Origin of the sequence: Streptomyces sp. NBC_01451 (genome assembly GCF_036227485.1) — a bacterium.
Classification (GTDB): domain Bacteria; phylum Actinomycetota; class Actinomycetes; order Streptomycetales; family Streptomycetaceae; genus Streptomyces.
The window spans coordinates 4,049,680-4,069,433 of record NZ_CP109479.1 but is presented as its reverse complement, the minus strand read 5'-3'; the positions used below and the strand labels follow the sequence as shown (position 1 = coordinate 4,069,433).

General features: G+C 71.7%; 17 protein-coding genes. 8 read left to right on the top strand and 9 right to left on the bottom strand.

Going from position 1 to position 19,754, the window contains the following annotated elements:
* Positions 1-30: 30 nt before the first annotated feature.
* A complete protein-coding gene (locus tag OG595_RS17540) occupies positions 31-1,764 on the top strand; it encodes an N-acyl-D-amino-acid deacylase family protein (protein WP_329273166.1) in 1,734 nt (577 codons plus the stop codon).
* The gene (locus OG595_RS17535; protein ID WP_329273164.1) at positions 1,761-3,212 is read left to right on the top strand and encodes an aldehyde dehydrogenase family protein; all 1,452 of its coding nucleotides are present in this window, start codon (positions 1,761-1,763) and stop codon (positions 3,210-3,212) included. The genes OG595_RS17540 and OG595_RS17535 overlap by 4 nt, the downstream gene beginning before the upstream one ends.
* 138 nt (positions 3,213-3,350) lie before the next feature.
* Here the strand turns inward: OG595_RS17535 and OG595_RS17530 are convergent, their stop codons facing one another.
* The gene (locus tag OG595_RS17530) at positions 3,351-4,211 is read right to left on the bottom strand and encodes a helix-turn-helix domain-containing protein (RefSeq protein WP_329273162.1); all 861 of its coding nucleotides are present in this window, start codon (positions 4,209-4,211) and stop codon (positions 3,351-3,353) included.
* Positions 4,208-5,278: a helix-turn-helix domain-containing protein gene (locus tag OG595_RS17525; protein WP_329273160.1), complete on the bottom strand. Its 1,071-nt coding sequence runs from the start codon at positions 5,276-5,278 to the stop codon at positions 4,208-4,210. The genes OG595_RS17530 and OG595_RS17525 overlap by 4 nt, the downstream gene beginning before the upstream one ends.
* A 509-nt stretch (positions 5,279-5,787) precedes the next feature.
* Between OG595_RS17525 and OG595_RS17520 the strand changes: the two genes are divergently transcribed.
* Positions 5,788-6,858, top strand: coding sequence for a helix-turn-helix domain-containing protein (locus tag OG595_RS17520; RefSeq protein WP_329273157.1), 1,071 nt, complete (start codon positions 5,788-5,790; stop codon positions 6,856-6,858).
* Here the strand turns inward: OG595_RS17520 and OG595_RS17515 are convergent.
* Entirely contained in the window at positions 6,843-7,799 is a 957-nt protein-coding gene (locus tag OG595_RS17515) for a sensor histidine kinase (RefSeq protein ID WP_329273154.1), read from the bottom strand. The two genes, OG595_RS17520 and OG595_RS17515, sit on opposite strands and share 16 nt — an antisense overlap.
* Positions 7,796-8,083, bottom strand: a complete 288-nt coding sequence (locus tag OG595_RS17510) for an STAS domain-containing protein (RefSeq protein WP_329282970.1) — start codon at positions 8,081-8,083, stop codon at positions 7,796-7,798. The genes OG595_RS17515 and OG595_RS17510 overlap by 4 nt, the downstream gene beginning before the upstream one ends.
* 428 nt (positions 8,084-8,511) lie before the next feature.
* Between OG595_RS17510 and OG595_RS17505 the strand changes: the two genes are divergently transcribed.
* Complete coding sequence (locus tag OG595_RS17505) at positions 8,512-9,252, top strand: ANTAR domain-containing protein (RefSeq protein ID WP_329273151.1); 741 nt, start codon at positions 8,512-8,514, stop codon at positions 9,250-9,252.
* A gap of 15 nt (positions 9,253-9,267) precedes the next feature.
* Here OG595_RS17505 and OG595_RS17500 read toward each other — a convergent pair whose 3' ends face one another.
* Entirely contained in the window at positions 9,268-9,582 is a 315-nt protein-coding gene (locus OG595_RS17500) for a hypothetical protein (protein ID WP_329273149.1), read from the bottom strand.
* Positions 9,583-9,909: 327 nt separating this feature from the next.
* Complete coding sequence (locus OG595_RS17495; RefSeq protein WP_329273147.1) at positions 9,910-10,305, bottom strand: nitroreductase/quinone reductase family protein; 396 nt, start codon at positions 10,303-10,305, stop codon at positions 9,910-9,912.
* A 104-nt stretch (positions 10,306-10,409) separates the two neighbouring features.
* On the opposite strand from OG595_RS17495, the gene OG595_RS17490 reads away from it, so the two are divergent.
* Positions 10,410-11,228, top strand: coding sequence for an endonuclease/exonuclease/phosphatase family protein (locus OG595_RS17490; RefSeq protein WP_329282968.1), 819 nt, complete (start codon positions 10,410-10,412; stop codon positions 11,226-11,228).
* Between the two features lie 88 nt (positions 11,229-11,316).
* Here the strand turns inward: OG595_RS17490 and OG595_RS17485 are convergent, their stop codons facing one another.
* Together OG595_RS17485 and OG595_RS17480 are read right to left on the bottom strand one after the other, a co-directional pair.
* Positions 11,317-11,679 carry a hypothetical protein gene (locus tag OG595_RS17485; RefSeq protein WP_329273145.1) on the bottom strand — a complete coding sequence of 121 codons (363 nt, stop codon included), beginning with the start codon at positions 11,677-11,679 and terminating at the stop codon, positions 11,317-11,319.
* A 223-nt stretch (positions 11,680-11,902) separates the two neighbouring features.
* Positions 11,903-13,483 carry a CehA/McbA family metallohydrolase gene (locus OG595_RS17480; RefSeq protein ID WP_329273144.1) on the bottom strand — a complete coding sequence of 527 codons (1,581 nt, stop codon included), beginning with the start codon at positions 13,481-13,483 and terminating at the stop codon, positions 11,903-11,905.
* Between the two features lie 231 nt (positions 13,484-13,714).
* Here OG595_RS17480 and OG595_RS17475 point away from each other — a divergent pair, with 231 nt between their 5' ends.
* Both OG595_RS17475 and OG595_RS17470 read left to right on the top strand, forming a co-directional pair.
* Positions 13,715-14,560, top strand: coding sequence for an LLM class F420-dependent oxidoreductase (locus tag OG595_RS17475; protein ID WP_329273141.1), 846 nt, complete (start codon positions 13,715-13,717; stop codon positions 14,558-14,560).
* A 208-nt stretch (positions 14,561-14,768) separates the two neighbouring features.
* Entirely contained in the window at positions 14,769-17,384 is a 2,616-nt protein-coding gene (locus OG595_RS17470) for a bifunctional FO biosynthesis protein CofGH (RefSeq protein WP_329273140.1), read from the top strand.
* Between the two features lie 42 nt (positions 17,385-17,426).
* On the opposite strand, the gene OG595_RS17465 is transcribed toward OG595_RS17470, so the two are convergent.
* The gene (locus OG595_RS17465) at positions 17,427-18,491 is read right to left on the bottom strand and encodes an amidohydrolase family protein (protein ID WP_329273138.1); all 1,065 of its coding nucleotides are present in this window, start codon (positions 18,489-18,491) and stop codon (positions 17,427-17,429) included.
* Positions 18,492-18,680: 189 nt separating this feature from the next.
* Here OG595_RS17465 and OG595_RS17460 point away from each other — a divergent pair, with 189 nt between their 5' ends.
* Positions 18,681-19,664: a hypothetical protein gene (locus tag OG595_RS17460; protein WP_329273136.1), complete on the top strand. Its 984-nt coding sequence runs from the start codon at positions 18,681-18,683 to the stop codon at positions 19,662-19,664.
* Positions 19,665-19,754 lie beyond the last annotated feature (90 nt).

Sequence of the window (19,754 nt, the reverse complement as noted above, 5' to 3'; positions counted from 1 at the left end):
TCCCTGCGGCCGTTGGGAAGAGGTGCAGCCGTGCTTGACCATCTGATCGCGGGCGTCACCGTCGTCGACGGGACCGGTGCGCCCGCCTACGTCGCCGATGTGGGGATACGGGACGGCCGCATCGCGGCCATCGGGTCCCGGATCACCGAGGAGGCCCGGACCACCGAGGACGCGTCCGGGCTGGTCCTCGCCCCCGGGTTCGTCGACCCGCACACCCACTACGACGCCCAGCTCTTCTGGGACCCCTATGCCACGCCGTCCCTCAACCACGGGGTCACGACGGTCGCCGCCGGCAACTGCGGCTTCACCCTTGCCCCGTTGAACCCCGACCGGCCGGACGACGCCGACTACACGCGCCGGATGATGTCCAAGGTCGAGGGGATGTCCCTGGTCGCGCTGGAGGAGGGGGCGCCCTGGACCTGGAGCGGCTTCGGGGAGTACCTGGACGCGCTGGAGGGCCGGATCGCGGTCAACGCCGGTTTCATGGTGGGGCATTGCGCGCTCCGGCGGTACGTCATGGGCCCGGACGCGGTGGGCGGACAGCCGACGGAACAGCAACTCGCCGACATGCTGGGGCTGTTGCACGAGGCCATGGACGCCGGAGCCTGGGGATTCTCCACCACGCAGTCGTCCTCGCACTCCGACGGCGACGGCCGACCGGTCGCGTCCCGGCACGCGCTGCCCGCCGAACTCCTCGCCCTCTCCCGGGCGGTCGGCGAACACGAGGGCACCCAGATCGAGGCGATCGTCGCGGGCTGCCTCGACCAGTTCAGCGATGCCGAGATCGACCTGTTCGTCGAGATGAGCGCGGCGGCGGGGCGCCCGCTGAACTGGAACGTGCTCACCATCGACTCGTCGGTACCGGCCCGCGTACCCCGCCAGCTGGAGGCAAGTGAGCGCGCCCGCAAGGCGGGTGGCCGGGTCGTGGCCCTCACCATGCCCATCCTCACGCCGATGAACATGTCCCTCGGCACCTTCTGCGCGCTGAACCTGATCCCCGGGTGGGGACCGGTGCTCGGCCTGCCGGTCGCCGAGCGGATCGCCCGGCTCGCCGACCCGGAGGTGCGGGCGGAACTGGTCCGCCGGGGACAGAGCGAGGAGGCCGGTGTCTTCCGGCGGCTGACGGACTTCGGCCGGTATGTCATCGGGGACACCTACAGCGCGGCGAACGAGGGCCTGACCGGCAGGGTGGTGGAGGACATCGCCGCCGAACGCGGCCTGGACCCCTTCAGCTGCCTCGTCGAGATCTGCGTGGCCGACGAACTGCGTACGGTGCTGTGGCCCATGCCCACCGACAACGACCCGGCGTCCTGGGCGCTGCGCGCCGAGACCTGGCGCCACGAGGACGTGCTGCTCGGCGGCTCCGACGCCGGCGCGCACCTGGACCGGATGTGCGGGGCCCCGTACACGACCCGTTTCCTCGGCGACTGTCTGCGCGGCCGGAAACTCGTGCCGCTGGAGCGGGCGGTGCAGATGCTGACCGACGAACCGGCGCGGCTGTTCGGCCTCCGTGAGAGGGGACGTGTCCAGGAGGGCTTCCACGCCGACCTGGTCCTCTTCGACCCGGAGCGGATCGCCGCCGACAAGGCCACCCTGGTGCACGACCTGCCGGGTGACAGCCCGCGTCTCGACTCGAAGGCGATCGGTGTGACAGCCGTATGGGTCAACGGAGTCGAGACGATCCGGAACGACACGGTGACGGGCGCGGTACCGGGCAGGGTGCTTCGCTCGGGCCGGGACACGGCGACGGTGAGCACCAAGTGAGCGACGGACAGCGGCTGTTCGTCGGCGGTTCGTGGGTGGAGCCGGCCGACGGGCACTACGAGGTGACCGACCCGGCGACGGAGGAGGTCGTCGGGCGGGCACCGGAGGCGTCCCGGGAACAGGCGTACGCCGCCGCGGCGGCGGCCCGAGAGGCCTTCGGACCCTGGTCGCGCACCTCACCGGAGGAACGGGCCGCGGTCCTGGCCCGCGCCGCGGACATCATCCAGAGCCACCTGGTGCCGTACGCCGCCCTCGCCCAGGCGGAGACCGGCGCCACGACGGGGACGGCACGCGGGATGCAGGTGGGCGTGGGCGCGGCCCGCTTCCGCCGGTACGCGAAGCTGGAACCGGCCGAGTGGGCGATCGAGCCGCAGGTCAACGAGGGGGGCCCGTTCGGGAAGGCCGCGGTGATGGGTGCGCTGGCCATACGCCAGCCGGTGGGTGTCGTCTCCTGCATCACCTCGTACAACAACCCGTGGGCCAACCCGGCCGGCAAGATCGCGCCCGCCCTGGCGATGGGCAACACGGTGGTCGTGAAGCCCGCTCCGCAGGACCCGCTGTCGGTGTACAGGATGGCGGAGGCGCTGGAGGAGGCGGGCGCGCCCCCGGGGACCGTCAACGTGGTCAGTGGACTGGGCGTCGGCGTCGGCGAGGCGGTCGTCGACTCCCCGGACGTCGACATGGTCAGCTTCACCGGCTCCACGGCGGTCGGGCAGCGGATCGCCGAGGTCTGCGGCCGTGGCATGAAACGCCAGCTGATGGAACTGGGCGGCAAGGGCGCGGCCCTCGTCTTCGACGACGCGGACATCCGCTCGGCGGTCGCGGGCATCGGCACCACGTTCTCCTTCTACAGCGGCCAGATCTGCACGGCACCGACGCGAGTGCTGGCCCAGCGCGGCGTGTACGGGCGGCTTGTGGAGCAACTCGCCGCGTACGCGGGTCACTTGAAGGTGGGTGACCCGCGCGCCGAGGGCACGGTGGTCGGGCCGGTGATCTCGGGGGCGCACCGGGACCGGGTCGAGGCGTACGTCGAACTGGGCCGGAAGGAAGGCGCGGTGGTGGTCGCGGGAGGCGAACGGCCGCCGTACGACCGGGGGTTCTATGTCGCCCCGACCCTGCTGGCCGACTGCACGAACGACATGCGGGTGGCCCGGGAGGAGATCTTCGGGCCGGTGGTCACCGTCATCCCCTTCGACGACGAGGAGGAGGGCGTCGCGCTGGCCAACGACAGCGAGTACGGCCTCATCGACTACGTCTGGTCGGCGGACGTGGCCCGCGCCTTCCGGGTCGCGCGCCGACTCCGGGCGGGCGGCGTGGGTGTGAACACCGTCGGCCGGAACATGGAGGCGCCGTTCGGTGGGTTCAAGCGGAGCGGGGTGGGACGCGATGTGGGGTCGTACGCGCTGCACGCCTATGGGGAGGTGCAGGCGGTCGTCTGGGCGGGGTGAGACCGGACAACCGACGATCCGCGCGTACGTCCCCCCGGCGCAGCCCGCGCCGCGCCGACGTACAGCCCGCGCCGAGGGGACGTACAACCGGGAGCCGCGCCCCGTGGGGCGGGGCCCACGGCCGGGCGAAGCGCGCTGTCAGGGGTCGAAGCACTCCCGGCCCGTGGTGCCCGCCGGTGTGAAGCACAGCCGTAGGCCGGTCCGGTTCGGGCCGCCGATCATCGGTGTGAAGCGGTAGGCGCCCGTATCCGCGGTGTTCCTGATGACGACTCGACGCGACCGGGTGCCGGGGGCCGAGATCTCGATCACGTCCCCGACCCTCGAATGCCAGATCCGGCCCCACGCGGCGACGCACACCTTGCTGTACCGGAGCTCCACACTCGCACCGGTGCTGGTGCGGTGCGGCGGACCGAGCGAGTCCACCCGGCCGGGCAGCCCGCAGGCCATCGGGTTGGGATCCTTCCCGTCACACGCCGTCCCCTGGCAGCCCGGGACGGGATCCAGCGCGGGGGACGCCAGGCTCGCCGGGCTTCCGCCGGCGCCGGGGCTCCGCAGGGACAGCGCCGCCAGCATCGCCACCACGGCCACGCCCACACCGGTGATGAACGGCCCGTAGCGCCGGACCCGCCCGTGGACGCCCGTGGTGTCCACCGCATCCGCGGGGACGAGGACGAGGGCGGGGGGAAGCGTGGGCTGGGGCTGCGGCTGTGGCTTGTGCGGGGGCCGGGCGGGGAGGCCGGTGTGCCGGGCGCGCCCGCTCCACTCGGTGTCCGCCAGCTCCCACAGCGCGAGCAGCCGCCCGGAGGACTCCCCCGCCATCGCGCACAGCGCCTCGACGGCCTGCCGGGGCACCGGCTTCTTCCCGTTGAGATAGCGCTCCCAGGACGACTTGCTGTACGGCGTGCGCTCGGCCAGCGCCGCCAGACTCAGGCCCGTCCGCGCCCGCATGTCGCGGAGCCCCTCGGCCAGGGCCACGCACTCCGGTGCGGGGCCGCTCATTTACGCAGCGCCTGCCAGGTATGCGGGCCCACGACCCCGTCCGCCGGCAGCCCGGCCTGCTTCTGAAGGCGCATCACGGCCGCGATGGTCTGCTGTCCGTAGACCCCGTCGACGATCCCCGGGTCCAGCCGGTGATGGCCCAGCAGGCACTGGGCCTCCACCACGTCCCAGCCCGGTCCGGCGAGGACGGCGGTGCGCGTCACGCTGTATCCGGCGAACAGCCCGCCGCCCGCCGCTTCGGCCCGGCGGACCTTGCAGGAGTACGACTTGTCCGGCTTGAAGACGTACCAGCCCAGCCCCTCGGTGGAGGTGCTGTTGCTGTTGCCGGTGCTACTGGTACCGGTGCCGGTACCCGTGGTGCTGCTGCCCGGCAGTGGGGCCGCCTGCGCGGTCCGTACCTTGGTGCCCCCGTCGTCGTCGCCCCAGGGAGCGGTGATCAGCATTCCGGCGACCATCCCCACGAGCGCGGCGGCCACCACGGCAGCGAGGGCGACAGACCTGCGCACCCCCGACGGCTGCCCAGCCCCCGAGGCTCCGGCCCTCGATACGCGGGGCCCCGACACCTCGGGCCACTCCTCGGAGGCCCTGGCGCCATCAGTCAAGGCCCCGCCCCCGAGCCCGCCCCCGAGCCCCTGAGCCGACTCCGACGCAGACGCCGTAGAGCCATCCGCCGGCGCCGATGCCGACACCGCGGAGCCCTCGGCCGCGCCGGAACGCCCGGCAGCCGCCTCGCCCCGTGCCTCCTGCTCGCCACCGTCCTCGTCCTCCGCACCGGCCGACGAGGACGGCGGCGCGATCTGCTGCGGCCACGCTTCCTCGGCCACCTCGTGCAGCACCAGCAGCCGGACCTGATCCGCCCCCGCGATCCGCGCCAGCTCCTCCACCGCGTGCCGCGGCGGCAGCGCCTTCCCGTTGAGGTAGCGGTCCCAGGACGAACGGCTGTGCCCGGTCCGGACCGCGAGCGCGTCCAGGCTCAGCCCGCTGCGGTCCTTCAACCTCCGCAACTGCACGACGAGTTGCCGGACTCTCTGGTCCAGAGAGTCCGGCAGTTCCTTCCAACGTGACACGCCCCACCCCAATACGTATCAGAAACCCCCCAGGGCTCTCGCCCCATGCCCTGTTAGTACACCTCGCGCGGGCTCCAGGGCCAGGCCGAGGCTCCACGCCCTTGTCCTCGTCCATGACCCACCAGGGCGCACGTCCCAGCGATGCCGCAGCACGCCGGACATCCCAGCAGGTCAATGCGTGGGCCGTCCCACGGTGTCCCAAGGGGGCCGGCCGCTCTGGCCCGTATCCGAACTGACCAGCAGTCTCTGTGGTGCGACCCGGCGGCGCGGTCCACCCGCATCGCCCTCACAGGGAGGAGGCCGAACCATGAACGTACGAAAGCGACCGCCTCCCCGACGCCAGAACCTGGACGACCCGCCGCACCGACGGCGGATCAACTGGCGGAATCGGCCTCCTGAAGCCGGCGCGAATCCGTCCACGCCGAGTCATCGAAGAGCGCGCTCCCTTCTCCTGACGGTTCCACTCTCTTGGCAGTTCAACGGGGTCATGACGATTTGAGGGGTGTCAGATGATCGAAACCGCGTTCCACAGCGATGAGTTGCCGGTCGTCGACCGGTTCGAGTGGTGGCGGGATCTGACAGCGCGGACGCTCACGCCCACGGTGATCACCAGCGAACACGAAGACGACTTCCGGGCCGGCCTCCGCCTGCTGGATCTTGGGGCCACACAGGCGTCGGTGCTGTCCTACCCGTCGCTGCGCTCGCGGCGCACACCGGCACTCGTACGCCGTTCCGACCCGGAGCTGTACCACCTGTTCCTGACGCTGAGAGGCGGACAGACCATCTCCCAAGGCGGTCGTGACGCGTCGGTGGGGGCCGGGGACCTGCTGCTGTACGACAGTTCCCATCCGACCGACGCCCAGGTCTTCCCCGAGGACGGGGGCGCGGTCGAGGGGATCATCGTCAACATGTCCCGTGCGGCCTTTCCCCTTCCTGCGGCGAAGGTCGACCGCCTCCTGGCGACATCGCTGCCGGGAGGCTCGGGCATGGGGATGCTGCTGTCCCAGTTCCTCATCCATCTGGCCGCCGAGGCCGCTGCCATGAGACCGCAGGACGCCGTCCGCCTGGGCACGGTCGTCCTTGACCTGGTCACCGCGTTCCTGGCGCAGCACCTGGACGCGGCCGACACCGTTCCCCCGGAACGCCGTCAGCAGGCCCTGATGGTCGCCATCCACTCCTTCGTCGAACGCAACCTGGGCGATCCGGAGTTGTCGCCGGCCTCGGTCGCCGCCGCCCATCACATCTCCGTCCGCTACCTCTACCGCCTTTACCAGGGCCAGGGGACGACGATCGCCGACGGCATACGCCGCAGCAGACTGCGACGCATCCACCGCGACCTGGCCGACCCCCGCCTCGACGGCCGCTCCATCAGCTCGATCGCCGCACGCTGGGGATTCCCGGAGCCGACGTCCTTCAGCCGCGCCTTCAAGACGCTGTACGGCATCACCCCACGCGACCACCGCGACACAACCCGCCTACCGGGACGCAGTCCGTGCGTCGAGTGCCAACGGCCGTGCACGGCATGCCAACAACCCCGCGAACATGTCCAGCACGATGTCCTCGGCTACCGGCCGAGGTAGAACCGGATGGTCGTACCGTCCGGGTCGGTGTGAACCCGGACCAGGTCGGCGACGGCGTGCACCAGGAGCAGGCCGCGTCCGCCGCGCTGGTCCCGGGGGGCCGGGCGGCGGCCGGCGAGCGGGTCGTTCAGTTGCCCGCTGTCGCGGACCTCGCACACCACCCGCGAGTCCTCCGACCAGATCCGCAGGATGCCGGAACCGCCGCCGTGCACCACGCTGTTGGTGGTCAGCTCGGCCACCGCCAGCGCGAGATCGTCCAGCCGTACGCCGGACAGGCCCAGTTGTGCGCCGAACGCGACGGCGAAACGCCTGACGACCGGCAGTTCGTCGATGCCGAATCGCTGGGGCTCGGCCGTCGCGGGAGCCGCCGTGAGCGGCTGGTTGCAGCGGGCGAAGGCCTGCCCGGGCGCGTAGGACGGGCTGGGCCGCCGACTGCCGCCGGAGACGACCACCGGGTGGGTGGCGTACGCGTCGGTGAGCACCTCCTCGTCGAGGCGCTCGGCGTCGTACGGGCACAGAATGGTCACGTCCCGGCCCTCGAAAGCCGGGTTGATCAGCGCCTCGTGCTGCACGCACGCCGGGTACTCGACGCCGCTGCGGCCGGCCCAGATCGGCTCCCCGATGATCCGCACGTGTGTCTGCGGGTGGGCGTCGGCGAAGGCGCGCAGCACCCTCGGGATGATCCGGCCCGGGTTGCGGCCCGCGTCGGTCATGTCGAGGAAGCGCACGGACGCGGCGTCCTCGCCCAGAGTGTCCCTGAGCAGGGCCAGGTTCGGGCCGGGCACGGCGACCGCCACCGGATGTCCGGCTGTCAGCCCCTCGCGGATGAAGGGCACCGTGCCGTCCAGGTACTCCTCCTCGCCCCGGTAGAACAGAGCGGGATGCGCGAACGGCTCGGCGGCCGACTCGTCGGTCGATCCGGCGGTCTTCGTGGCAGTCATCGTGCCACCACCTCGATCACTGGCAAATCGGGCCAGAACATCTCAAGCATCCGGGGCAGTGCGACAGGCGGCCGTTCGATCACGATGCGCCGTTCGGCCGAGAGGTCCTGAGCGGCCACCGCCAGGGCCGAGGCGCCGGCGACATCGACGAACGTCACGGCGGACATCTCCAGATGGCACACGATCTCTTTACGTAGGGTCATGCGAAGGGTCAGCTGCTCCAACGTCTGCTCCCAGGCCGGGCATGTGGCCGAAGTGATCTCACCGACAGCCCGCCACCCCACCCGGTCCCGCAACGGACGCAGCCGCAACGCGTTCCCTGACGGGGCCGTCACCGACGCCGAGGCATTCGCCCGTCGCAAAATGTCCACGTCTCACCCCGTGTGCCGGTCGCACCCCAGTATCCCTGTTGCCGCGCGGACGGCGGAGGGAAGACGCTGGCGCGCACCTCCAGGACGACCGGCACGATGTTGCCATTTCCCCATGCCCCGCAGGACCGCGTTCATGCACAGCCTCGCCCCGGCGCCTCACGCGCCACGTCGGCCGGGCCGACGGCGGCCCGTAACGGTCCCCACATCTCCACGCCGGTCGCGGAGTACGCCGTCCCGGACGGGGAAGGCGCGACAGCAACGGCCGCGGGCTACGTCAGAGCCGCGCGCAGCGTGGCGCGGACCCCGACGGCACATCCGGACCCCAGACCCGAGGTGAGTACATGTCTGTCGCCCCCGCTTCTCGACTGTTGGCGTCGGTCGCCAACGGGCCGCTGACCGTCCGCGTCGAGATATGGGGCACCACCGCGGTCCTGACCCCGGGCGGGGAGATCGTCCACGGCTGCACAACGGCGCTCGACCCCGTCCTGGGCAGGCTCCCCGGCGAGACGGACGGGCTGGTCCTGGACATGACGGACGTCACCTTCATGGACACGGCCGGACTCCAGTTCCTGGAAAGCCTGGAGGACTTCAGAGCCGCCGCGGGCATCCCTTTATGGACCGTCAACTGGACCGGCCAGCCCCGCCGCATCCTGGAGATCACCGGCCTGTCGGTCCCGGCCGCCGCGTCCGACCCCGCAGGTTCCACCTCCGCGTGGCTGCCCCCGGACACCCGTCACCTGGTCGCGCTGCTCGGCTCCGACCAGGGACTTTCCGCAGTGGCCGCGGAACGGGCGGAGCAGGTGCGGCGACTCCAGGCGGAGGTCGCGCAGTTGCAGCAGGCCATCGAGTCCCGCCCGGTCATCGACCAGGCGCGCGGAATCCTCATGGCCGTCGAAGCGTGCACCGCCGACCAGGCCTGGAACGCCCTGCGCGACGCCTCCCAGCACACGAACACCAAACTCCGCGACGTCGCCGAGGCGCTCGTCGCGGCGAGCACCGGCGGCCCGCCTCCGGCCCAGCCCGTGCGGACGGCGCTACGGGACGCGGTACGCCGCCAGCACGCGCGCGCTCAAGCGCCCTGACGGTCGCCGTCCGAACTACCGTGACTCCGCAGTACCCCCACCCCGCCAGGGCAACGGCGCCTCCCGGACCCTGAGCGGACCGACGGTCGCGTCCAACTCCGCGTCCGTGAGAGGGCCGCCGGTCCCCAGGCCCTCCCAGATCTCCAGCTGCCTGAGGCGTTCCACCGGGACGTGGCAGACGCGGAAGAAGCAGACCATGAGCTGGAAGACCCCGAAGTCGCCCCCCATCTCCCGCATCTCCCGCACCACCCAACGCCCGGCCTCGGACGCCGACCGGCCTTCCTCAACCAACCTCCGCAGACCGGCTTCGATCGCGGTCCTGTCGGTCATCAGCTGAAACACCCCCCTTCGGCGCTGTGTACCCTCCGGCGGCCGGATGCCCCCGGCGCCACGCATTGCGCAAGGCACCGGGGGCATCGCAACCCTGCGAGGCTCTCCCGGAGCCTCAGCCGAGAGCCAGCATGCCCGACCATCCACCGCTGGGTACCGCGGTATAGGCCCTGCCCCGGTCGCCGTACCCCCGGAAGACGCCGAAGGCGGACGAGGGCTGCACCTCGTACGGGCGTGCGCCGACTCGTGGGGGGTGTCCGTGCTGCGGGAGTTGGGCGCGTCGAAGGGCGGCAAGTTGCTGTGGGCCGAGTGCGGGCCGACGTAGGTTCAGCCGTCCAGGTCCACCCGCACCGTCAGCAGATTCGTCCCCAGGGTTCGTACGCCCGTGCTGTTGACCTTCGGCAGGGTCCGCAGGCGGGCGATCGGATCGTCGTCCGGGAGAAGGTGGGCCGTGCCCTCGTGCCACCGTCCCCCGACGCGCACCCGTACCCGCGGGTTCGCCTTGATGTTCCGTACGTACTGGGACTTCTCGCCGAACTCCGAGACCAGCCAGAACTCGTTGCCGATGCGGCGTCCGCCGAGCGGAGTGACGCGGGGGAGTCCGGACGTGCGGCCTGTGGTCTCCAGGAGAGTATGGAACGGGAGGCGGCGGGTGACAGGGTTGCCGATACGGCGCTGGAAGGTGGTGGCGGCCTTGAATCTGAACTCCGTGAAACGGGACATCTTGTTCCTGTGCCTCCTGTGCGCGTGCCGCTGTTGTTGGCTGTGTTCTTGAATGGTGTCCCGGAGGCAGGCAGTTGGGCGAGACGGGATGGGCGGTGGCGGGTATGCGCGTGGTGACCTGGAACCTCTGGTGGCGGTTCGGGCCCTGGGAAGCGCGGCAGAAGGCGATCCTGTCCGTCCTGCGGGAGCTGCGGCCCGATGTGGTGGGGCTCCAGGAGGTCTGGGAGTTCGGCGGGGAGAACCTCGCCGGCTGGCTCGCCGGCGAACTCGGGCTGCACTGGACCTGGGCCCCCTCCGAGGCTCCCGAGCGCTGGCAGCGGCGTATCGGGGGCGAGCAGGTCGACGTCGGCAACGCGGTGCTGAGCCGCTGGCCCGTCGTCGAGAGCGAGGCGATGCGGCTGCCGGCGCCGGACGAGTTGGACGACGGACGCCTTGCCCTGTACGCCAGGCTCGCCGCCCCCGGCCACCACGTGCCCTTCTTCACCACTCACCTCACCTCCGCGCCCCACGCCTCGGCGGTCCGGTGCCAACAGGTCACCGCGCTTGCGGAGTTCGTCGCGGAACGCCGTGACGGCACCGCCTTCCCGCCCGTCATCACCGGCGACTTCAACGCCTGGCCCGACTCCGACGAGATCCGTCTGTTCGGGGGTTACCGGACGGCCCCGCCCGTCCCCGGCCAAGTCTTCATGGATTCCTGGGAGTTGGCCGATCCGGCGGCTCCGTCGGCGACCTGGGACGCCGCCAACCCGTATGTCGCGGCAGGGTTCGGCCCCAGCGCGCGGATCGACTACATCCATGTGGGGGTGCCGTGGCCGGGAGGTCTCGGGCATGTGCGCAAGGTGGAACGGGCCGGGCACCGGCCTGTGGAGGGCGTCTGGCCGTCCGATCACGCGGCGGTGGTGGCGGATCTGATGTCCGCCTGAGGGCTGGGTGAATCCTCGTTACCCCGGGCGGGGCCATCGGAGCGGGGCAGTTCCCCTGTCGCGCCCCTGAATCCCGGTGCTCTCGGCCTCAGTTGAAGGGCACATAGCTCTCGCCGTTCAGGTACAGGTAGCCGTTCTGTCCGATACCCCACTGGTAAGTGAGCGGTGCCCTTCCGTCCGGGTAGGTCGTGAGTTGGTTGCCGCTGACGGAGAACCGGCCGGTGATGCGGGTGCCCCGGATATCCATGCTGTACGACGAGTCACCGTTGAAGGTGTACACGGAGGACCGGAAGCCGTCGCTGCTGCCGCCACTCCAGCTTCCGACCAGCGCGGCTGGTACGCCCGCCACCTGCCCGCCGGGGGCGCCGGCCGCGTCGCCGCCCGTGTCCGACGTCCCGCTTTCGCCTGCGCCGCCGCAGCCCCCAAGGGCGAGTAGAACGCAGAGTGTCACCGCGGACACCCCCATGTGTCGAGCTGACCTCACCAAAGCCTCCCAGCGCTGTGGCCCACAGTGGGCCACAGCTTCGTCCTGCATGGGGGCATAGTGTGACGAAATAAGTAAAAGAATCATGTATGGATCAAATGGATACTGCTTGAGGCTGTATTCGCTCAGGTTTTGTTGTCATGAGTACTGGTCTCTCGGCCCGACCTCCGGTCCGGCCGACCTGTCCCTGCTACCGCCCCAGGAAGATCGGGTTGGTGAACGCGGCCAGCGCCCCCGGCAGCGGCGCGAGTACCGCCTCGTGCCGCACCTCCGCGCGGACGTACGCCGCGTACTGGGCCGTCGTACGCCACTCCACGACGCCCGCGCCCGTCACCGGCAGGACCGCGCTGGTGAACAGCACGCCCTGGTCCGTGACGAAGCGGACCGTGCAGCGCGGGGCGCCCGACACCTCCAGGCGGATCGTCACCGGGGCGTCCTCGGACACCTCCAACCGGCCCCCGATGTCCGCGTGTTCGCCCTTCGGGCCGGATGCCGTGAAGGTGAGGGAGACCGACTTGGACTCGGCGACGTAGGAGCGTCCTGCCTTCAGGCCCTCCTGGATCGCCTCGCGGGTCAGGTCGTCGGCCAGGACCACCGTCTGCGGGACGCCCACCGGGTCGGGGTCGCGGTGGGCGTCGCTGTTGCCCATGGCCGGGATCCATCCGCGCCCGCCCGGGGCGCCCTCCCGCACCGACGCCACCAGCATGCCGTCCCAGTCCGCGAGGGCCACCTCGTCCTCGGGCGAGTAGGCGCCGTTCCACACCTCCACCGCGTCCGCCTCGGCGAAGCCGAACTTCCAGCCGCAGCCGACGCAGGTGGCGTGCGGGTGGGCCGGGACCACCAGGCCGCCGGCGCGGCGGATCCGGCGCGCGTACTTGCCGAAGCGGTTGTCGCGGGCCCGGTAGCGCCAGTCGACGAACGTCCCCGGGTCCGTGCCGAGCGCGAGCACGTGACCGTTGCGGGTCGTCACCTCCTCGCCCACCAGGATGAGGAGGTCGTCGCCCGCCTCAGAGGCCCAATGGGCGTGTGATGAATGGGTGTTGTGGTCCGAGCTGTTGATGAAGTCCAGGCCCGCCGCGCGTGCGAGGGCGGCGATCTCGGCCGGGGTGCGGCGGCCGTCCGAGAACCAGGTGTGGAGGTGGCAGTCGCCCCGGTACCAGGCCCGGCCCCGCCCCTTCGCGCGCTCGGGAGGGTAGACCGGGTCGACGGTGTCGCCGGGCTCGCCGTAGGTCAGCGTGATGGTGATCTCGTAGGCGAGGCCCTGCGGGGAGACGGTGTAGGGGCCCAGCGCGATGTGCCAGGTGCCCGCCTTCACCGGGCCGGGGATGTAGCCGGGCGTCGCGTCGTCCGCGCGGACGAAGAACTCGGAGCGGGCCCCGCCCGACCAGCCCCGGAAGCCCTTGCCGCCCAGTTCTGTGCCGTGCTGGTCGAAGACGCCGATGTCGAGGGCGTTGCCCGCGGTGCCGGCCGGGACGGACGGGCGGTCGTAGCTGTATGCCACCCTCAACTCCCTTACCCCGTCCGGGATTTCGACGGGCAGGTAGACGAAGTCGGGGGAGCCGGTGGGCAGCGTGCCCCGTACCGTCTTCGTCTCCGTGCCGGGGGTGGCCTCGGCCGGGGTGCCGTGGGAGAAGGTCACGCTTCCCAACGTAAGCGCGGCGGCGGCTCCCGTCACGAACAGAGCGCGTCTGGCCAGGCCGTTTCCGGTGCCGGAGTCGGTGTCGGGGTTGGTGCCGGGTTCGGTGCCGGTTCCGTGGTCGTCTTCGCACATGCTGCCGCTCCCAGGGTGTCGGGGTGTGACATGGGTGACGCAGTGACGGTGCTGTGTTGGCGCGTACCGCTTTCATGGCCACTCTCGTGCCCGGGAGTGAACTCCCGTACAAGACAGGGGGATCGCCGCCTTTCGAGCGCGCAGCACACACAGGTGCCGCCCAAGTGATGTTCGACCGATCCCGACCGGTCGGTATGGACAGACGAGGCATCGCCCGGTACAGATATGGGCATGCGCCTAGCCGTCACGATCTTCCTCACCGACGAGACGATCACCCCGACCCGACTCGCCCGTGAGCTGGAACAGCGCGGGTTCGCCGGGCTGTATCTGCCCGAGCACACGCACATACCGGTCGAGCGGACCACCCCGTACCCGGCGGGCGGCGACCTGCCGCCCGAGTACGGCCGCACGCTCGACCCCTTCGTCGCGCTCGGCCAGGCCGCCGCCGTCACCGAGCGGCTCGGCCTCGGCACGGGTATCACGCTCGTCGCCCAGCACGACCCGATCGACCTCGCCAAGCAGATCGCCACCCTCGACCACCTCTCCGGCGGACGCTTCACCCTCGGCCTCGGCTACGGCTGGAACGTCGAGGAGGCCGCCGACCACGGTGTGGAATGGCGTACGCGGCGCGAGCTGACCCGGGACCGGGTGGCGCTGATGCGCGCCCTGTGGGCGGACGAACCGACCGCGTACGAGGGCGAGTTCGGGAGTGTGCGGGCGAGTACCGCGTACCCCAAGCCGGTGCAGAAGCCGCGTGGGCCGGTGACCGGCCCCCGGACCCTCATCGGCGGTTCGGCGGGGCCGAAGCTGTTCGCCCACATCAGCGAGTACGCCGACGGCTGGCTGCCGATCGGCGGGCGTGGCCTGTCCGAGTCGCTGCCCGTGCTGCGGTCGGTGTGGGCGGACGCGGGCCGCGACCCGGCCGTCCTCCAGGTCGTCCCCTACGCCGTTCAGCCCACCCCGGGCAAGCTCGCCCACTACGCCGAGCTGGGCATCGAGGAGGCCGTGGTGCAGCTGCCGCCGGCGGGCGAGGCGGAGGTGCTGGGCCTCCTGGACGGGTACGCCCCGTACCTGTAGCCCACCTGAGGCCCTGAGGCCCTGAGGCCCTGAGGCCCGGCGGACCCGCGGGCTTCGCGCGGACTCCGCGCGCGCTTCGTGCGGACTCCGCGCGGGCTCCGTGGGCGATGGCCGCCGTGGTCGCCAGTGCCGCCCTGTAACGTTCGGCCGCCCGAACGGACAGGGCGGCCCCTGCGGGACCTGATCACATCGATCGTATGCTCGAAGGATGACGACTCCCGAGACCTCCGGAACCGGCCCCACCGAGCGCCCCGGCGGCGCCACCGGCCCGACCGAGAACTCCATGCGTCGCGCCCTCAAACGCGCCCGGGACGGCGTCGCCCTCGACGTCGGCGAGGCCGCGGTGCTGCTCCAGGCCCGTGGCGAGGCCCTCGACGACCTCACCGCGTCCGCTGCCCGCGTCCGGGACGCCGGCCTGGAGGCCGCCGGCCGCCCCGGCGTCATCACGTACTCGAAGAGCGTCTTCATCCCCCTCACCCGGCTGTGCCGTGACAAATGCCACTACTGCACCTTCGTGACGGTGCCCGGCAAGCTCCGCCGGGCCGGACACGGCATGTTCATGTCCCCGGACGAGGTTCTCGACATCGCCCGGCGCGGCGCGGCCCTCGGCTGCAAGGAAGCGCTGATCACCCTCGGCGACAAGCCCGAGGACCGCTGGCCGGAGGCGCGCGAGTGGCTCGACGCGCACGGTTACGACGACACGATCGCGTACGTCCGCGCCATCTCGATCCGCATCCTGGAGGAGACGGGCCTGCTGCCCCACCTCAACCCGGGCGTGATGTCCTGGACGGACTTCCAGCGCCTCAAGCCCGTCGCTCCGAGCATGGGCATGATGCTGGAGACGACGGCGACCCGCCTCTGGTCCGAGCCGGGCGGCCCGCACTACGGCTCCCCGGACAAGGAACCCGCCGTACGGCTACGGGTGTTGGAGGACGCGGGCCGGTCGTCCGTCCCCTTCACCTCCGGCCTCCTGATCGGGATCGGCGAGACGTACGAGGAGCGGGCGGAGTCCCTCTTCGCCCTCCGTCGCGTCTCCCGCGCCTACCACTCCGTCCAGGAGCTGATCATCCAGAACTTCCGCGCCAAGCCGGACACCGCGATGCGCGGAATGCCGGACGCGGAACTGGACGAGCTCGTCGCGACGGTCGCCGTGGCACGGCACATCATGGGCCCGAGCGCCTGCCTCCAGGCCCCGCCCAACCTCGTCGACTCCGAGTACGGGCGGCTGATCGGCGCCGGCATCGACGACTGGGGCGGGGTCTCCCCGCTCACCATCGACCACGTCAACCCGGAACGCCCCTGGCCCCAGATCGAGGAACTGGCCGCCAAATCAGCGGCAGTCGGCTTCGCGATGCGCGAACGCCTCTGCGTCTACCCGGAGTTCGTACAGCGCGGCGAGCCCTGGCTGGACCCGCGACTGCTCCCGCACGTACGGGCACTCGCCGACCCCGAGACGGGTCTCGCGCGCGAGGACGCGGTCGTCGAGGGGCACCCCTGGCAGGAACCGGAGGAGGTGTTCGTGTCCTCCGGCCGCACCGACCTGCACACCACGATCGACACCGACGGCCGTACGTCCGACCGGCGCGACGACTTCGACGAGGTGTACGGCGACTGGGGTGCCCTGCGGGAGGCGGCGGCGCCCGGGATGGTCCCGGAGCGCATCGACACGGACGTACGGCAGGCGCTGCGCACGGCGGCCGACGACCCGACGCGGCTCACCGACGACGAGGCGCTGGCGTTGTTCCACGCGGACGGCGCGGCCCTCGACGCACTGTGCCAAGTCGCCGACGACGTACGGAAGTCGGCGGTCGGGGACGACGTCACCTACATTGTCACCCGGAACATCAACTTCACCAACGTCTGCTACACCGGCTGCCGTTTCTGCGCCTTCGCCCAGCGCCGAACGGACGCCGACGCCTACACACTGTCCCTGGACCAGGTGGCAGACCGCGCCCAACAGGCCTGGGACGTAGGGGCGGTCGAGGTCTGCATGCAGGGCGGCATCCACCCCGACCTGCCGGGCACCGCCTACTTCGACATCGCGCGCGCGGTGAAGGAGAAGGTCCCCGGCATGCACGTGCACGCCTTCTCACCCATGGAGGTGGTGAACGGCGCGTCCCGCACCGGCATGTCGATCCGCGAGTGGCTGACGGCCGCGAAGGAGGCCGGCCTCGACACGATCCCCGGCACGGCGGCGGAGATCCTCGACGACGAGGTCCGCTGGGTCCTGACCAAGGGCAAGCTGCCGACGGCAACGTGGATCGAAGTCGTCACGACGGCCCACGAGCTGGGCATCCGCTCGTCCTCGACGATGATGTACGGCCACGTCGATCAGCCCCGCCACTGGCTCGGCCACTTCCGCACCCTGGCCCGCATCCAGCAACAGACCGGCGGCTTCACGGAGTTCGTCACCCTCCCCTTCATCCACACCAACGCCCCGGTGTACCTGGCCGGCATCGCCCGCCCCGGCCCGACGATGCGCGACAACCGGGCGGTCATCGCCATGGCCCGCCTCCTCCTGCACACCCACATCCCCAACATCCAGACCAGCTGGGTCAAGCTGGGCACGGAGGGCGCGGCGGAGATGCTCCGCTCGGGCGCGAACGACCTGGGCGGCACGCTGATGGAGGAGACGATCTCCCGGATGGCGGGGTCGTCGTACGGCTCGTACAAGTCGGTGAAGGACCTCATCGCGGTCGCGGAGGCGGCGGGCCGCCCGGCCAGGCCCCGGAACACCGTCTACGGCGAGGTTCCGGAGGAACGGCAGCGGGCGGCGGCCCTGTCGGACGGGCATCTGCCGGAGCTGTTGCCCGTGCTGGAGTGACCTCGGTCGACGGCGCCCACCCCGCCGCGTCCGCGTGATCCGTCAGACGACGACACGGCCCCGCAGGATGATCCGGCTCGGGTGGGCCAGTGCGGAGGCGTCCCGCGTCGGGTCGGTGTCGTAGGCGACGAGGTCGGCCGGAGCGCCGTCGGCCAGGCCGGGCAGGCCGAGCCAGGAGCGGGCCGACCAGGATGCCGAGCCCAGCGCCGCTTCGGCCGGCAGACCGGCACGCGTCAGCCATTCGACCTCCGAGGTGATGGTGCCGCACGGGAAACTGTCCGTGCCGGCCAGGACGGTGACACCGGCTTCGTACGCCGCCCGGACGCCGGGCAGCATGCCCTCCCAGCCGGCCAGCCACCAGTCCCGGGCGGCGCTCGGCCCGGCGGCCCGCCGCCGCTCGGCACCGGCACCGAACACGCTCAACGTCGGTACCAGCGCGGTCCCTTGGGCCGCCATCCGGTCGATCAGACCGGGGTCGAGATGCATCCCGTGCTCCAGGCTGTCCACCCCGGCCAGCACGGCGTTGCGGCAGCCGTCGGTGGTCTGGCAGTGCGCGGCGACCCGGCCGCCGACGGCGTGCACCGCCTCCACGACGTCGGTCAGGATCTCCAGCGGCAGCGCGGGCTCGTTGTACTTCCAGTCGCCGATGACCTTGCACCACCCCGAGGACGCCTCGACCTCCTCGACGGCGGCGTCCACCAGGCCCGCCTCGCTCACGTCCCGTCCGAACCCGGGGAAGAACCGGCCGGGCGTGGCCAGCCACCGCCCGGCCGAGCGCACCCGCGGCAGCTCCGGATCGTCGTCCACCCAGGCCGGGATACGAGCGGCGGACCCGGGCGCGCGCACGAGCAGCACGCCGGCGTCCCGGTGATCGGTCAGGTGTCGGCGCAGCGTCTCGTCACTGAAGGGATCCCCGACGCCCTCCGCGCCCGGATGGGTGTGCGCGTCGACGAGACCGGGCAGCAACCAGCCCCCGTCGACGACTAGTTCGGCATCCCTGTCCGAACGCGCCCCCGGGACCGGCTCGGTCCACAACCGGCCCCGGTCGATCCAGAGGGTCCGTTGCTCCCGCTCGGGCAGTACGACGCCCCGCACCTTGAGCACCACGGTCGACTGCCCCTTCCTGAAGGGTGGTTCACGGGTCGGTGGCCCACCTGGAATGTAGCGTCCCGCTGTTCACCGACCGGTCGGCACCGGGCCTCCTCCACCGGAGAAGCCGTAAGCCGGGCGGATGCGCGCCGGTGCCCGCCCGCCCGCGCGTAGCTCGCCTGCTCGGCGCTGTGATTCGATGTGCCGATGGACGGTCCGGCAGGTGTTGCCCAGGAGACGCTCTACCGTGCGCTCGACGAGACGGTGTCACGGCTGTACGGCGAAGGCCGGCCGGCCGATGCCCTGAAAGCTGTGGAGGAGGCGGCTCCCCGGATCCCCTCGCGCCGCGCGGACACCGCACACCTGGCGGCCTGTCTGCTGACGCTCACCGGGCGCGCCGAGGACGCGCTGACGACGCTGCGCACCGCGCTCGCCGACGGCGCCTGGTGGAGCCCCGCGATCCTCGTCGAGGACGACGACCTGGCCGCCGTCCGTGACCTTGAGGGATTCGCCCCGCTGCTGCGCGAGTCCACGGCCCGGCACGCGGCGGCCACCGGAGTCCCTCTTCCCCCGGTCGTACGACGGCCGCAGGGCACGCCCCGAGGTGTCCTGGTCGCCCTGCACGGCGCCGACCAGGACGCGGCTCTGGCCGCGGAACAGTGGGCGGCGGCCGTGGACGCGGGCCTCGTCCTCGTCGCCGTCGACTCCTCCCAGCGATCGACCCCGCTCTACCGCAGCTGGCCGGACACCGGCGTCGCGATCCGGGACGTCACCGCGGCCCTCGCCGAACTGGACGAGGCCGACCGCTCCCTGCCGCTCCTGGCGGCGGGTTTCTCGGCGGGCGCCCGCGTGGCCGTGCTGTGGGCCCTCTCCGAAGAGTCCGACGCAGCACAACTGCCCTCCGGATTCCTGGCGTTGGGCCCGGCCCTCACTCCGGCGCACCTCGACGGAGCACTGCTCGCGAGAGCCGCGCGGAGCACCGTGCGCGGCCGGATCCTGGTGGGGGAACAGGACGACGACGTCACCCCCGAGGTCTACGAGGCCCACACGGTACTGCTCGACGCCGGCGCGGACATCACCCTGGAGACCGTCCCGGGCCTGGGGCACGCCTTCCCCGCGGACTTCACCCGGAGTCTCCCGGCCCTGCTGGACTCCTTGTCGGCGGCTCGGCCGCGCCCTGCGGGGCGCTGAGGACCGGCCGGTCGCGCTACGGGCGTCCGCACCGGGATTCTCGTTCCGGAAGGAGACCGAGCGCAGGTGACCGGCAGTCGGCCGGCAGGT